At 55.6% G+C, this 14,108-nt stretch carries 13 protein-coding genes; 12 read left to right on the top strand and 1 reads right to left on the bottom strand.

Features of this window, described 5'->3' with window-relative positions:
- The 7 genes from HMPREF2860_RS07235 to HMPREF2860_RS07205 form a co-directional block, all read left to right on the top strand.
- Nucleotides 1–697: VaFE repeat-containing surface-anchored protein (locus tag HMPREF2860_RS07235; protein WP_168164996.1), on the top strand; the 697-nt coding region annotated here is incomplete at its 5' end.
- Nucleotides 698–706: 9 nt separating this feature from the next.
- Complete coding sequence (locus HMPREF2860_RS07230; protein WP_038627376.1) at nt 707–1,474, top strand: class F sortase; 768 nt, start codon at nt 707–709, stop codon at nt 1,472–1,474.
- Nucleotides 1,475–1,639: 165 nt separating this feature from the next.
- Nucleotides 1,640–1,999 (top strand): hypothetical protein, encoded by a 360-nt coding sequence (locus tag HMPREF2860_RS07225; protein WP_005511660.1) that lies wholly within the window; start codon nt 1,640–1,642, stop codon nt 1,997–1,999.
- Between the two features lie 673 nt (nt 2,000–2,672).
- The gene (locus HMPREF2860_RS07220; RefSeq protein ID WP_049181743.1) at nt 2,673–4,289 is read left to right on the top strand and encodes a SpaH/EbpB family LPXTG-anchored major pilin; all 1,617 of its coding nucleotides are present in this window, start codon (nt 2,673–2,675) and stop codon (nt 4,287–4,289) included.
- Between the two features lie 237 nt (nt 4,290–4,526).
- The gene (locus HMPREF2860_RS07215; protein WP_239392967.1) at nt 4,527–5,540 is read left to right on the top strand and encodes a class C sortase; all 1,014 of its coding nucleotides are present in this window, start codon (nt 4,527–4,529) and stop codon (nt 5,538–5,540) included.
- On the top strand, nt 5,533–6,465 hold the full coding sequence (locus HMPREF2860_RS07210; protein WP_049181738.1) for an isopeptide-forming domain-containing protein: 933 nt from the start codon (nt 5,533–5,535) through the stop codon (nt 6,463–6,465). Before HMPREF2860_RS07215 ends, HMPREF2860_RS07210 begins: the two co-directional genes overlap by 8 nt.
- Complete coding sequence (locus tag HMPREF2860_RS07205; protein ID WP_049181735.1) at nt 6,465–9,656, top strand: LPXTG cell wall anchor domain-containing protein; 3,192 nt, start codon at nt 6,465–6,467, stop codon at nt 9,654–9,656. Before HMPREF2860_RS07210 ends, HMPREF2860_RS07205 begins: the two co-directional genes overlap by 1 nt.
- 107 nt (nt 9,657–9,763) lie before the next feature.
- Here HMPREF2860_RS07205 and HMPREF2860_RS10905 read toward each other — a convergent pair whose 3' ends face one another.
- Nucleotides 9,764–10,396 (bottom strand): trypsin-like serine protease, encoded by a 633-nt coding sequence (locus HMPREF2860_RS10905; protein ID WP_049181734.1) that lies wholly within the window; start codon nt 10,394–10,396, stop codon nt 9,764–9,766.
- Between the two features lie 823 nt (nt 10,397–11,219).
- Between HMPREF2860_RS10905 and HMPREF2860_RS07200 the strand changes: the two genes are divergently transcribed.
- The 5 genes from HMPREF2860_RS07200 to HMPREF2860_RS07180 all read left to right on the top strand — a co-directional run bounded on the left by HMPREF2860_RS07200 (nt 11,220) and on the right by HMPREF2860_RS07180 (nt 14,085).
- Nucleotides 11,220–11,747 carry an Asp23/Gls24 family envelope stress response protein gene (locus HMPREF2860_RS07200; protein ID WP_049181732.1) on the top strand — a complete coding sequence of 176 codons (528 nt, stop codon included), beginning with the start codon at nt 11,220–11,222 and terminating at the stop codon, nt 11,745–11,747.
- 65 nt (nt 11,748–11,812) lie between these two features.
- Nucleotides 11,813–12,010 carry a hypothetical protein gene (locus HMPREF2860_RS07195; protein WP_005511694.1) on the top strand — a complete coding sequence of 66 codons (198 nt, stop codon included), beginning with the start codon at nt 11,813–11,815 and terminating at the stop codon, nt 12,008–12,010.
- Complete coding sequence (locus HMPREF2860_RS07190) at nt 12,007–13,095, top strand: Asp23/Gls24 family envelope stress response protein (RefSeq protein ID WP_070560688.1); 1,089 nt, start codon at nt 12,007–12,009, stop codon at nt 13,093–13,095. The genes HMPREF2860_RS07195 and HMPREF2860_RS07190 overlap by 4 nt, the downstream gene beginning before the upstream one ends.
- Nucleotides 13,082–13,537 (top strand): hypothetical protein, encoded by a 456-nt coding sequence (locus HMPREF2860_RS07185; RefSeq protein WP_070560689.1) that lies wholly within the window; start codon nt 13,082–13,084, stop codon nt 13,535–13,537. The genes HMPREF2860_RS07190 and HMPREF2860_RS07185 overlap by 14 nt, the downstream gene beginning before the upstream one ends.
- Entirely contained in the window at nt 13,534–14,085 is a 552-nt protein-coding gene (locus HMPREF2860_RS07180; protein WP_049181724.1) for a hypothetical protein, read from the top strand. Before HMPREF2860_RS07185 ends, HMPREF2860_RS07180 begins: the two co-directional genes overlap by 4 nt.
- Nucleotides 14,086–14,108 lie beyond the last annotated feature (23 nt).

Genomic DNA, 14,108 nt, shown 5'->3' with positions numbered 1-14,108 from the left:
GCCGAGCAAGCCGTCCAAGCCTGCCCAGCCGAACCACCCGAGCACCCCAGCGCAGTCTGAGGACAACCCAGCCATCACGACTACTGCCGGTATTGCCGGCAAGGCTCAGGTTGAGAAGGGCGCTGTCGTCATCGACACCGTGCACTTCACTGGCCTGAAGCCGGGCACGAAGTACACCCTGACCGGTGAGCTGATGTGCAAGGAGACGGGCAAGTCCACTGGCGCTAGGAGCCGCCTGCACTTTGTGCCGACGGCATCCGCAGGCACGGTTGATGTTCCGATCATCATCACTGATGCCGACTGCGCTTCTCAGGTTGTCTTCGAGACGCTGACCGATGCCAATGGCAAGGAAGTTGCTGTTCACAAGGACATCAACTCTGCGGAGCAGACTGTCACGAATGGCAAGACCCCAGAGAACACGCCCGCTGAGCAGTCCAAGGGTGAGGGCGAGCAGAATACGCCTAACGACGATTCCTCCGCACCCACCAGCGATGCTGCCACCCCGAACACTGTGATTAATCAGCATTCGGAGCAGTACAACACCAACGTCACTGTCATTGGTGGCACTGGCCAGGACAAGCAGAAGAACCATGGAAAGCCGTTGGCTCCGAACTCGGAACGACGTGCAATTAGTTCGGTTCCGTCTGGCCCGACCGGTTTGGCTACTCACGCTCTGCCGACGGTAGCTACGAACTAAGGAGATTCCATGACTGATCAGTTTGGCTCGGACGAGGCCGGACAGGAACCTGGAAACGCACCAGGTTACGAACCGGGCATCGAACCGGAAACCGATACCGGCGCACTCGACCACGTTGATGCGTTTGACCAGGACGAAGACCAGGCCGACGGCCATGTCGAAGACCTGCAGGACGTGCCGTGGTGGAAGCAGCCAAGGATGTATATCGCCGCTATCGCATTAATCGGCGTTATCGCTCTGCTGGTTATTGGCCAACTGAACCGCAATGATTCGGCGCTCGAAGGTGCGCAGGAGAATCTGCCCACTCCAGCACAGGGTTCTCGGGGAGCTGTGCACGAGATGGAGATGCTCATTGATGGTAAGTCGGCTCCGATTGATTTCGTTCAGCTGACTGATCAGGGATCTCTGATTCCGCCGACGGATGTTTCACGCCTTGGCTGGTACTCAGCTTCCGCGATTCCCGGTGAGGAAGGTGCTGCTGGTTCGTCCGTCATCACCGGCCACGTCAATGAGGTGGACCAGGGTGATGGCTACGCTGCACGTTTCGCTGACCTGAGGGCTGGAGACACTGTCACGGTGAAGGTGGATGGCGAAAGCCGCGACTTCACCGTCAGCCACGATCCGATTCAGGTGGTCAAGGGCGCTCGGATGCCCGAGGCCGTCAACGATGCAGTTGGTGAGAACCGCTTGGTTCTCATTACCTGCGGAGGCGAGTTCGTCGGCGGCACGTTGGGATACGCAGACAACATCATCGTCGAGGCCACCCCGGTGCGCTAATCCAGTGCGCTAGGGCGCGGCTCTCAATTCATTGACCAATTCCATTGGCTGTGGTTGTTTGGCGCCGTCGAACAACGGCGGTGCCGCTAACCACAGAAAACACAGATAACCACAGAACAAATCTGCAGAAACACTGCAGAAACACTGAAGATAAGGAAGGTACCTATGAGCATGTTGAAGAAAATCGGTGTCTGGGGTGTGGGCGCACTTGTGCTTGCCGCTCCGGTTGCTACTGCCGCACAGGCGGTAGCTGCACCTGCAAACTCTGCTGACACCGCAGTTGTCGCCCCGGGCAAGGGCGGATTCCTCCACTCGGGCAAGCTGGCCGTCAACCGCTACGTCTTCGAGCTTGAGCATCGCGATGGCAAGGACTACGTCAACATCACTTTCACCGGTGACCACAGCGCTGACGTGCAGATCATGCCGGATGGTATGACTCCCGAGGGCAAGAAGAAGGTCGATCAGATTGGTGACGTCCTCAAGCTCAACGGCTACAACGATGTTCATTACTGGGCGGTTCTCTAAACGTCTTAACTGACGCGGTAGGGCGCCCCGTGTCGCTTACTGTCTTTGTGTTTTTACAGATCCTAGCACAGGGCGGTGCGTCGCGGGGCGGTTTGCTGCAAACGGCTTTTGCTTTCGCTTGACGACGTTGTCGTGGCAACAAATTCGAGAAGGTTGATAAGTCCCCATTTTCCTGGGATGTACTGGGGGGATGACGGTTTCCCATGGAGGTAATCGGCATGGGTCATTTGGCTGCCCCCGGTTGTGGGGGGTGGGTGGATTCTGCGGGGATTCGAGAATGTTTTGGTCTGATTGGAAAAAGTCGTTGTGACCTCTATAAAAGCGATACCAATCTTCGATAATTCTTACTTTTGTATAAGTTTTCCGTGCGTTCCGGCTTGGCGGCGTGTTTGCGTCGAGTGTTGGCTAAGCGCTGAACAGGTTAAGTTATTTATAAGCGGTTCACTGAGCGTTGTTAACCGAACGAGCAATGGGCCTGAGCTGGAATGTTTATAAATATAAACATAAAAGTTCATGATGCTTAAGCTTAGAAGGTTAGGCGGACTGGTCTTTCCTTTAAGGGAACTCTCAGTTTTGTGCGGTCGGGGAATATCAATGTCGCCGTCTGAAGTGAATCGCGAGACGTATTGAAGCGTGTCGCTTCATTTTGGACTTCTGTAAAGGACCTGTTTTCGTGAATAAGTTCTCTCGTACCGCTCGTTCGGTAACCTTCGCTGCCATCGTGGGTCTGTCGATGGGCGTCTCCGCCCCGGCTGCAATCGCTCAGGACACTGCCGTCAACCAGGCTGCCGGCGACTCCCCACTGGTGAATAAGGGCGCCAAGGGCTCGCTCACCATTCACAAGTTCGGTAACCCGACCGGCGAAGGACATCCCTCTGGTACCGAAGCTGACGTCAAGGATGTTGAGGCCAACGGTGGCCAGAAGCTTGAAGGTGTCGGCTTCACTGTTTACAAGATCAACAAGACTGCAGACGGCGCTACCGACATTGATGTCACCACCAACGAGGGTCTGCTGGCTGCTTCGAAGCTGAAGGCATCTGACTTCTCTCAGGGCGCAGCTCTTAAGGGCGACCTTCCTGCGGGGGTCCTGCAGAAGGTCGCAGACGGCAAGACTGACGCAGACGGCAAGTGGAACGTTGGCACGGATTTGCCTCTCGGTGCTTACCTGGTTGTTGAGACTTCCCCGAAGGAAGGCTACGACCCAGCTGTTCCGTTCATCGCTTTCGTTCCGATGACCAGCAATGGCAAGGTCGGCGCCGAGACTCAGGGCACCACCTGGAACTACGACGTTCACGCATTCCCGAAGAACTACAAGGACGAAGAGCCGGACAAGACCGTCAAGGACAAGGACCAGAACGCAGGCGACAAAAACCTGGTCTACACCGTCACAGGTACTGCTCGCCAGCTGAAGCCGAACACGGAGCGCACCCAGTTCCAGATCACTGACCAGATTGACCCGAAGCTGGAAATCACCGACGTGAAGGTGACGGTCGCTGGCCAGGAGATCCAGCCGACGCAGGATGTTGATGGGAAGTTCTTCGAGGGCAACAAGGTCGACGTCGACCTGAAACCAGAAGTTGCAAAGACTCTCAATGCTGGTGACAAGGTCGTCGTTACCATCACCACCAAGCTGAAGCCGCAGTTCGAGAACGCTACCGACATCGCACCGAACACCGGTTTGGTCTTCCAGAACAACCCAGACGGTACCGAGAACGACACTCCGAAGAAGACTCCGGAGGTCAAGACCTACTGGGGCGGCCTGCAGTTCAAGAAGGTCGATGGCGACCGCAAGGGTCTGGAAGGCGCTGAGTTCCAGATTGTCCGTCAGGAGGCTGGCAAGCAGTGCTCCGAGATTGACACCAAGAAGAAGGACTCCTGGACTCCGGTAAACGGTCAGCAGGGTGGCGAGGTTAAGACCACCTTCGTCTCCGACCAGGACGGTACCGTCAAGATCACTGGTCTCCACGTCAACGACTTCGAAGACAACGCTGTGGTTGAAAACGACAAGCAGTCCCACTACTGCCTGATTGAGACCAAGGCTCCGAAGGGCAAGGAGCTGCTGCCGGAGGCTCTCGAGTTCAAGCTGGTTGCTACCTCGACTGACCCGGAGCGCGTCTACGAGCTGGCTTCCGTCCAGGTCGGCGCTAACGAGGGTGAGGTTGTTAACTCCGACGACACCACCCCGAACCTGCCGATGACCGGTGGCGCCGGTGTTGGCATCCTGGCTGCTATCGGTGCAGCTATCGTAGCAGCTGGTGCATGGTTCGCCCGCCGCGGTTCCAAGAACTAAACCCGAGTAAAGGCTCGGTCACTGGAGCGCTGTAGCTCCAGTGTTGCGGGAATAGCGTGCGTTCAACAGCGCACGCCATTCCTGTAGTTTGCGCATCACTGAAATTACTGTTGCGGCCTTTCGATGTGCTCTTTTTCAACAGCAGGCAACCCCATGCCGGTGAGAAAGAGAAAGGCCACATCCCTTTTTGATTGACTTCTTGGGAGTTCCTCCGTGGGTAAACACTCTGCGTCGACGCTGACGCGGGACGCATCAGATGACCAGCCTGATCAGCCTGAGCAGGCGAAGAAGAACAGCATGGTTCTCCCCGCAATTCTGGTGATTGTGGGTTTACTTGTGATGCTGTACCCGGTTGTCTCCACGGCATTGAACAATTACGGCACCTCTAAGGCGGCCAAAGAGTTCGCCAAGTTGGAAAAGTCCGTACCCCAAGAAGTTAAAGATGAACAGTGGGAACGCGCTCATTCTTACAATGAGCGCCAAACCACCGGCCCGATTCTGGACCCGTGGCTTAACGAAGTTAATGACCACAACCCCGAGTACGCCGCTTATCTCGATCAGCTAAACGCTACCGACGTGATGGCGCGTCTGATCTTCCCAGAGATTCAGGCCGACCTGCCGATTTACCACGGCACCAGCGATGAGGTGCTCGCCAAGGGGCTCGGACACCTATACGGATCCGATCTTCCAGTCGGCGGTGTTGGAACCCACTCCATCATTACCGGTCACACCGGACTTACTAACGTAACGCTCTTCGATAACCTGCGGAAAGCAAAAGAGGGAGACGCCTTCTATATCCAGGTCGCAGGTCACAAGCTGAAGTACGAGATTGATCAAATCAAGGTTGTACTTCCGCATGAGACCGATGATCTTCGTCCCATTGAAGGCCAGGACTACATCACCCTCATCACTTGCACTCCTTACGGAATTAACACGCATCGTTTGCTAGTGCGTGGGCACCAAGTGCCGATGGATCCGTCGGAAAGCAAAATCTTCGATCAAACGCACGGAGCTGGATGGCAGTGGTGGATGTATGCCCTGCTTGTAGCGGTACTTGTGCTTGGCACGGGCTTTGCGTGGTGGCTCTGGCGCCAGCGCCTCGACGCCGACGAAGAGCTTGACGACGACGCCGAGAACGCGGACGTCGAGACTGCTGATGGCGACGCAGACAGCGATGGACTCGCTGACGGCAGCGAATCAGCGTCCGAGGATAATAACAACACTTCGTGGTGGGAAAACGACAATGAATAAATCTTTGACATCCACCTGGAACCGGATAGCTGCGTTCTTAGCTGCCTGCGCTCTGGTTTCAGCAATGGGTGCAGTTGGCGCGAATGACGCCAACGCGGCCAGAATTGTTGGGCATCAGGATGCCCCGGGCGTTTCAGCAACGAGCGGCACGGACATTGTGCGCATTACCTTGAGCCCAGGAAACCCGGACGATGATAATTCGCCAGCTTCGGGTTCTATTTCTGGTGTGACCGTCCATCTGGAGCGTCTCAAGGGAGTCTCGCCGTCTAGGCCGCAGGACCGCGAGAAGGTTGAAAAGGCCACTGCCGCTGAGCTTGCTGCGTGGCCGAAAGACCTTCACTTTAGCCAGGTCACTGATGAAAACGGCTCCGTGAAGTTCAGCGATTTGCCGCAGGGTATTTACCTCGTTACCTCGACGGCTCCGAACGACAGCTACCGGGAGATTAATCCCTTCCTAGTATCGGTGCCGTTCTATGGGCTGGATTATGACTCCACTCCGGTAGAGGGAGTCATTGTGGCGAAGTCGCATAAGCCGGGGGAGACGCCACCACCGTCGACACCTCCGACAACTCCGCCGAAGACCCCGCCAACGACGCCGCCGGCAACACCGCCGAAGACTCCACCGACGACGCCGGGCACATCGACTCCGCCGAAGACCCCGCCAACGACGCCGACAACACCGGGTGAACCGGGAACCTCGACGACCCCGTCGACTACCTCCACGCCACCTGATGAGCCGGGGACCTCGACACCTTCGGACTCTTCTGGATCCTCGTCGAGCTCCGGAAGCAGCGGAAGTTCCGGCTCGCTGGCGCTTACCGGTGTACAGGTGGCAGGGCTGGTAGCTCTCGCCGCAGCCCTGATTGGTGGAGGATTCGTCATTATCGCCGCTAGCAGGAAGAACTCAGAAAGTAGGAAGAACTAATGTTTTCGACAACATTCCGCTTGCCGGATTCACTGCGAACTGTGCTTCGCATGTTCTTGGCTGCTTTGCTAGCGGTAGCTCTCGTTGTCAGCGGTCAGGCGTTTGCGCCCAACGCGCCGCAGGCGCAGGCGCAGACGGAGGTCATTCCGACGTCTCCGCCGAAGTATGAGTTTAAGAATATTGATGCTCGCCCCACTCCTGAATACGAGTTCACAATCGATAGGGATGCGACTATTGACAGCCTGCAATTCAACGTTGGTGGGAAAGGATGGATTCAGGGCTATAGTTTGAAAATCAATGGCAGGGCAATCGACCCGCAGATCACTCGTAACGATAGTGCTCGACAGGCGCCACTCGAATTCGTACATAAGGGGTTGAATCAAACGGTAAAGTTGGGCGACAAAGTCACGCTCAGCCTTCACTACACTACCCCGAAAGGAACTGGCGACGTGGCCATAACCCTTCGTGGTACTCCTGACGGCTCCACTGAGCCCACCGAACCGAGTGAGCCAACAGACCCGTCAACGGACCCGACGGAGCCTACCCAGCCGACAGAGCCGACTGAGCCCACCGAGCCAGAGACCCCGGAGCCGGAACCGGGGCCGGGAACGATAACTCCAGCAGAACCGACTCTTGTCGACCCTGCTACTGCACCGGAGTGCGTGGAGAAGGCTTATATCAATATCCCGGATACCAAGGGAGTTGATTACTACCTCAACGCAAAAAAGGCACCCGCCGGACCTCATGTCTATGAGCAGAACAAGCCAGGAACTGTCAAAGTCACTGCTGTGGCGCAGCAAGGTTTTAAGCTTGCCCCGAATGCGCGTACCGAGTGGACTTTCAATCTAAGTGGTGAAGTTAAAAACTGCTCAAATTCCTCCGAAGACCCCAAGCCACCGGCTGTCGAAGGGCGTCACTTTGATGCCATCGGTCACGAGTTTGCAGTTAAAGCTGACCCAGTAGATCCGAAGAAGCCCAATGCCTTTACGGCTAAGGTGACTGAGGAGTCTCACATGAAGTATGCAACGGTGCGTATCGAAACTGACGCGACTTTCTTGGATCCGCAGAAGTACAACCTCACTCTGGATCAAATTGAACCAGGTGTGACTTTGCAGAAGCGCAACGTCAACATTGGCAATGGGTTCATCACTATGGACGTTGTTCCGGTAAAGGACGGCAAACCGGTTGACTCTGCTCTCGTGCCTAAAGATGCAGTGTTTACCTTCACCAATAATCTTTCACAGAACAAGAACCTGAAGGTGACGCTCGACGTGTACGGAGAGAAAAAGAGCACACCAAAACCACCAGAGATTATTACTCCGCCGGATGGAGCTCAGTGGGTTCATGGACGTGTCGCTAACCCGCCGATGCCGCAGCGTTGTGGTCTGCGCATTGCTGTGGTGGCCGACCTGTCCACCTCACTGAATTACGCTGATTCAAATGGCTTTACCGAGTCGAAGCGGGCGGCAAATGCTTTGATTGATTCGTTGGCTGGAACCCCTGCAGAACTGGGTATCTACAACTTCGCGGGTGGAGCGCCACGTGCTGCTAACGGCTCAACCTATGGGCAGAACCCTCCTTACATCTCGTTGCAATCAGAACAAGGTGTAAACCGGGCAAAGAGCATTGTCGCTAATTGGCAAGGCGACGGCTCGACCAACTGGGAGGCAGGCCTCAAGCAGGTCGCGGCAGGAAACTATGACGTGGTGTACTTCATCACCGACGGTATGCCGACATATTCCTCGAAAGCGCCCGGATTAAAACTTGGTGGCGAATTTGTTCAAGAATCTGCCCTTAACCAGGCAATCGACGCAGCAAATGAGCTGAAAGCGGCCGGAACTCGCATCGTCCCGATTATGGTCGACTTGACTGTAGGTGGAACGCATGCTCGGCACACAACTGTTACTCAGGATCTCGTGCTGAAAAATGTACGTTGGTGGAACTCGAATGTATCCAATTCAGAGCCAGGGCTTTATTGGCAGTTCACAAAAAACTACGTGGATGCTGCGAGTTACTTAAAGACGAATACCACGGCAAATTTCGAGCTAGCTTTCAAGGGGGACGGTTTCAGTGTGTTTGAGCGTACCCCGGACGGACGTTGGAATAACATCACGAGAAATCAATCCAAGTGGACCTATGGTCCACGTGGGGTTAAGACCATGGGTGAGGATATTTCCGGTACAGGCGACACCATCCGAGTTGAGCAATACTCCAAGCTCGCCGCGCAGATGAAGCAGATCGGTGAACAACTCGCTTCTCGTTGTAACGGTGTAGTGAAGGTCAAGAAGCGGATTGTCGATGAAAACGGCAAGGTCCTCGAAGACGGCGCCCCAGGTTGGGAGTTCACTCTTTCTGCGAAGAACAATGTCATCAGTTCTGGTAATGGCCCGTTGGTTCATCAGTCGATGAAGGTAACCTCCGGATCTGAATCCGATAAGGGTACTGCATCGTGGAACATTGAAAGCGAGCGTGAGCAGTCGCTGGTTCTGGCTGAAACACAGAAGCAGGGCTTCACTTTGTTCCGCCGCGGTGACACCTTGGATTCCACCGGTGACTTCAACGCCGTATGTACTCAAACCCGCGACGGGAAAACCTCACCTCTCAAGGTGGAGAATGTGGGCGAGTTCGGTTTCCGCGTAAAGATGTCGGAATCCAATAAGGTCCTGTCTTCCATTTCCTGTGTCGTCGATAACTACGAAGCACCGGACACCAAGCCGGGCAAGCTGACCTTGGAAAAGGCAGAGTACGTCGATGGTGAGGGAGTCAAGATTCTACCGGGACTTGGTGGTGCGACCTTCGATATCTACCCCTCGGCAGGTGGTCAGCCAGACCACAGTGGAGGACCGGTCTACACCATCACGCCTGATCAGAAGTCGATTGAAATCACTGAGACTGGCACTTTCTACCTTGTAGAAACGATGGCACCGGCAGGACTTAGCCTGCTGCCAGAGCCAGTAGCTTTTGAAATCTCAATTGACCAGGAGACCAAGGAGTACACCGTCTCAGTGGTAGGTGGCAGCAGCCCGCTTATCAAGGCCGAAGGCTCCGGCGAACTCATGATCATGCAGGTGACCGACACCAAGACCGGTAAGCTGCCAAAGACCGGCGGAAACGGAGTTCTTCTCTGGACACTGTTTGGTGCGGTAATCGCAAGCTGCGGTTGGTTCTGGACTCGCCGCCAGCAGTCCTAATAACAAGAATGGGTTCTGTGCAGTCGCCTGCACAGAACCCATTGGGCAGCACAAAGAACAAGACTCGCGTCCCACCCATCAGGAAGCCCTACGCAAACAAAGCCCTCTTACCAGGGTGAATTAGCGGTGATATAGGAGCCAAGCTGCTGCCCGTTCCCATCGATGATGTTCCAATTAGTCGATACAACGCCAACAGCACCTTTTTCCGGAACCCATACAGGGCCACCGGAATCGCCGCGTTGAGCGTGTACATTCTGAACCTGTAGAGCGTTGTCCTCGATTTGGTATGCCTCTCGATCAGCGGCTAAACCGCAGGTCACTTTCCCCGTAGTGTTTCCGTATATGCAGACTGTCTCACCAGTTTGAACATCTGTTGGGGATATTATTGAGTCACCCGAATACGAATTCTCACCGGCAGTAGCGGGGTCATCAAGCGAAACAACTCCGATATCGTTTCCCGTATCTAGTGAATGGTTATAGGTGGGAGACGGTTGGAATACTCCAATTTTCTGGAAGGTCCCATCCGTCACCGTGTCTCCTTCTTGCCCACAATGACCTGCTGTGTAGATCTGAGAGTTGGTTTTGTCGACGTAGCCAGCTGTACAGACACTGGCTTGTGGCCCATTAGCGTGAACGATAACAACTGGATCACCTTGGTTGATAGTGGCAGCGTAGGCCGGTAGTCCGGTTGTAGCCGTGATGATGGCAGTGACAGTGAAAATCCATGAAGGTCTATTCATGGGGAAATCTGCTCCTCAGTGAGTTGGTCGGTGGCGGCCCAAAAACTGGTTCTGGCGCTTCCAGGTCGCACATTGAAAAGCATTTCCTCTGGTTGATTTTCCTAGAGGGCGAATACGAACGCGCATGGTAAGCGTCCAATCATCCTAAAGATGCGCAAAAACGAAGCTAATCTCGTCGAAAAAGATGGAACTTAAGCGTGCCGGGCAGTTTATATACCCGTTTCGTATCGCGAATATAAGGAAATGTATAAAACTATCAGTTAAGGCAGAACCTACGCTCAACTGAGCAATCATGTGCGATAGCGCTCCAAAAATGGGGTGGCAAAAAGGGCAACGCCTATCGGGGGAGCATGGCTAAACAGCTGCACTAACCAGCAGCAGAGTCGCCGCTGGCACTGTCGCCGTCGTCAAGCGCGGCAACCAAATCGTGGCGCGCACGAGTTCCAACCAGGGCCGGTACTAATCCAACGTCGAAATATGGAATAGTGCCGCAAATTGCACCTTGTTATACAAAGTTGTTGAATTTGTTAGCATTCTGCAGGCAAGTGGGGGCCGCTCGTAACATCAGAACCGTGAATGGCAGGTAAAAACTGCCGTCACGCAGGAGTAATCCAAAAATACAAAAATACCCGGAAGGCTGTGGACAAAAACAAATCAAATCTGCGATCCGGTTATCTAAGAATTTTTTATAACGAAAGCCCTACTAGAGGGGGTCTCACGCAGCTATGTACACCTAGCCGTACTGCAGGTTGCCTGCGGCAGTTATAGCATTGGCGTTGTCCAGACATTTCGTCTACATCACTGAGAATAGGAACGGCACATCATGGCTGACAATGCAAAGAACTCTGCTAAGAACACTCCGGCAACTCAGGCTGGCTCGGATTCTGCGAATAAGGGAACCGGCCACGGCCACACTTCTATCGACGACAGTGTCGTCTCCAAGATTGCAGGCATCGCTACCCGCGAGGTCTCCGGTGTCTATGACCTTGGTGGTGGCATGGATCGCTTCGCTGGTTCCGTCCGTGAGTTTGTCTCCGGCGGCAGCGCCAACGTGTCCCAGGGAATTGCCGTTGAGGTCGGCGAGCGCCAGGCTGCAGTGGACGTCACCATCATTGCTGAGTACGGCGTTGCCATCCATGAGCTGGCAGAGGCTATCCGTCAGAACGTCATTAGCTCCGTTGAGCGTATGACTGGCCTCGAGGTCACTGAAGTCAATGTTGATGTTTCCGATGTTCACACCGACTACCAGACCCCGCAGGAGCGCGAAGAAGAGGCCGCTAAGCAGCGCGAAGAGCAGCGCAAGGCCATCGCGGCTGCTAACGAGCCCAAGGAGCAGCCACGCGTTCAGTAGTTAACAACTATTGCGCGTCGAAGCCGGGCAGGATGGGCAGGTAAGCCCGTAAAAAGGGGAATTTCATGTTCGATAATTACACAAAGACCTTCGCGACGATTGCCGTTGTCCTGTGCTTCGCCGCAATGATTGGTGGTTTCACGGGCTTTCTTGCGGTTATTGCCTTCGGAGGTCTGGCCGGTGCAGCCGGTGCGGTACTCGATGGCAAAATCGACGCGCCCGAGCTCAACCGTAAGTTCAACCGAGGAGGCCGCCGACGGTGACTATCCACGTTCCAGCAACGCGTGGCACCACCGTCGTAAGCGAAAAGGCAATCCGCCGCATCGTAGAGATGGCCGTGCGCGCGGTTCCCGGCACCCTCGACCAATCCCGTGTGCTAGGGCGCGACTATCCAATTGTCTCAATCGACCGTGAGATTGCCCCTAGTTCTGCCACTACAAACGTCGTTAGTGCGGTTCGAGTCGCAGTTCGCGCCGTTGCATCATGGCCGGCGCCGACAGCGGAAATTGCAGTGCGCATTCGGTCCAGCGTTGCCACCTGGCTCGCTGACATGGCCGGACTTGAAAATGTCACCGTCGATGTTGACATCGACAGCGTCGAACCCGGGCACGTGCGTGTCACCAGAGAGGACTTGGCGCACTTTTCAGATCACCCGCAGGTGACACCTGTCCGGGTGAACCAGCAGGTAGTGACTACCCCGCAGGTGCGGTGGGTCCCAGAAGTGCAGTCCATCGCTGTACCGACGCCGCAGCCGGTACGCAGTATTTCAGTACCGCAGCCGCAGTCAGTGCGTAGCATTCAGCCGGTGACACCGCAGCCGGTACGCAGCATTACTCCGCCGCGTCCGCAACGGGTACGCAGTGTCCCAGCACCTGCTCCACAACCGGTGCGCTTTGTCATGCAGCCGAAGCCGCAACCAGCTGTGGCTATTAAGGCACCAAAGCCGCAACCGGCCCGTCGCGTTGTTGTGCCACCGCCGCTGCCAGTGGTTCGCACCCCGGCACCGAAGCCGAAACAGGTGCGTCGCACACCAATTCCACGGCCCATACAGCTGCGAAAGGTCACAGCGCCAAAGCCGACGTCCTTGATGCAGGTGAGTGTCCCGCGGCAACCAAAGCTGCGTCCGGTACGAGTGCCGTCGCCACGCACAATTAATGTCAAGGCGCCAAGACCAGCGCTACTGCGTCCGGTCAAAGTGCCGCGTCCAACTCGGCTGAAACAAGTTCGCGCACCGCGACAGGAGCAGCTGCGCCCGGTATCTGTGCCACAACCACGTACCGTGGTGGTAAGCACGCCAGAGCCGCGCCCACTGAAAAAGATTGAGGTGACACCCTATGACGCCGACTGAGAGGTCATCGGCCGCGGTGGTCTCGGACGAGTCAGTAGAAACTCGCCAGGGACGTGACCCGCGTCAATCACCGAAGGTCCGCGGGCTGGGAGTTTTCGCCGGTCTGTTGATGATTGCAGCGGCCATAGTCGCAGGTAGAGAAGCAATCATTAGCGCCAATAGCTCAGGTGACACCTCATGGTTACAACCGGTATTCGACTGGTTCAGCAACCCACAGGGCTCAGCCGCGTCATGGGTGTTGCTCCTCGTCGGAATCCTCGCTGCAATCTATGGGCTGGGACAGCTCATCGCGGTGTTTCTTCCTGCCCCGCGTCGGTATGTACGCGTCGATGACGATGCCAACCTGCCAGTTTGGATGCATAAGTCTGACTACCAAGAAATCCAGAATGGCACGGCACTTGCTTCCGGAACTCACGGCGGATACGAAGGTGATGACAAGTGAAAACATCAGTAAGCGTATTCGACCGAATTGTGCTGTTTCTTTTCTCAGCGCTGCTACTGCTGGTAGCAACATGGGCAATTGCGAGCTACTTCGGCGTCGCTCCCGCACAGTGGCTTCATGACACCGGACGGATGGACTCCTGGGGAAAAATACCTGAGCAAAGCTGGTATGTTCCCGTCCTCGGTGTGGTCACAGCGGTTCTAGCGGTCGTCGGCTGTATCTTGGTGGTCGCAAATCTGCGCTCGCACCGGTTCAGCACCGTCGCCGCAGCGGAATCACAAGAAAAACTGGGAGAGATTTCGCTGCCGGTCGCCGACGTTGCCGATGCGGTGTGCACCGATCTAGAGCGCAACGCACATATTAACCAGGCGGATTCGCGGGTCTACCGCGATAATGGAATCCCTACCTTGGAAGTGACCGTGGCAATGTCGCCGCACGCGAGCCTCCCCGCTGTTGTAGCTGCCCTGAAAAACGCGGAGCGTGATATGCGGGATGCCATCGGGCATGCTGATATCGCCTCGACTTACAAAATCGAGCTAGACCGTTAGTCAGCTTCGAGAGGCCACAACCT

It is taken from the genome of Corynebacterium sp. HMSC064E10 (assembly GCF_001812505.1).
In the GTDB taxonomy this organism is placed as follows: domain Bacteria; phylum Actinomycetota; class Actinomycetes; order Mycobacteriales; family Mycobacteriaceae; genus Corynebacterium; species Corynebacterium amycolatum.
This window is presented reverse-complemented; position numbering and strand designations above follow the sequence as displayed.

Excerpts from the sequence above, each read along its gene's own strand:
- HMPREF2860_RS07230 (WP_038627376.1), top strand. The coding sequence starts at position 707 with ATGACTGATCAGTTTGGCTCGGACGAGGCCGGACAGGAACCTGGAAAC.
- HMPREF2860_RS07225 (WP_005511660.1), top strand. The coding sequence starts at position 1,640 with ATGAGCATGTTGAAGAAAATCGGTGTCTGGGGTGTGGGCGCACTTGTG.
- HMPREF2860_RS07210 (WP_049181738.1), top strand. The coding sequence starts at position 5,533 with ATGAATAAATCTTTGACATCCACCTGGAACCGGATAGCTGCGTTCTTA.
- HMPREF2860_RS07205 (WP_049181735.1), top strand. The coding sequence starts at position 6,465 with ATGTTTTCGACAACATTCCGCTTGCCGGATTCACTGCGAACTGTGCTT.
- HMPREF2860_RS10905 (WP_049181734.1), bottom strand. The coding sequence starts at position 10,396 with ATGAATAGACCTTCATGGATTTTCACTGTCACTGCCATCATCACGGCT.
- HMPREF2860_RS07200 (WP_049181732.1), top strand. The coding sequence starts at position 11,220 with ATGGCTGACAATGCAAAGAACTCTGCTAAGAACACTCCGGCAACTCAG.
- HMPREF2860_RS07195 (WP_005511694.1), top strand. The coding sequence starts at position 11,813 with ATGTTCGATAATTACACAAAGACCTTCGCGACGATTGCCGTTGTCCTG.
- HMPREF2860_RS07185 (WP_070560689.1), top strand. The coding sequence starts at position 13,082 with ATGACGCCGACTGAGAGGTCATCGGCCGCGGTGGTCTCGGACGAGTCA.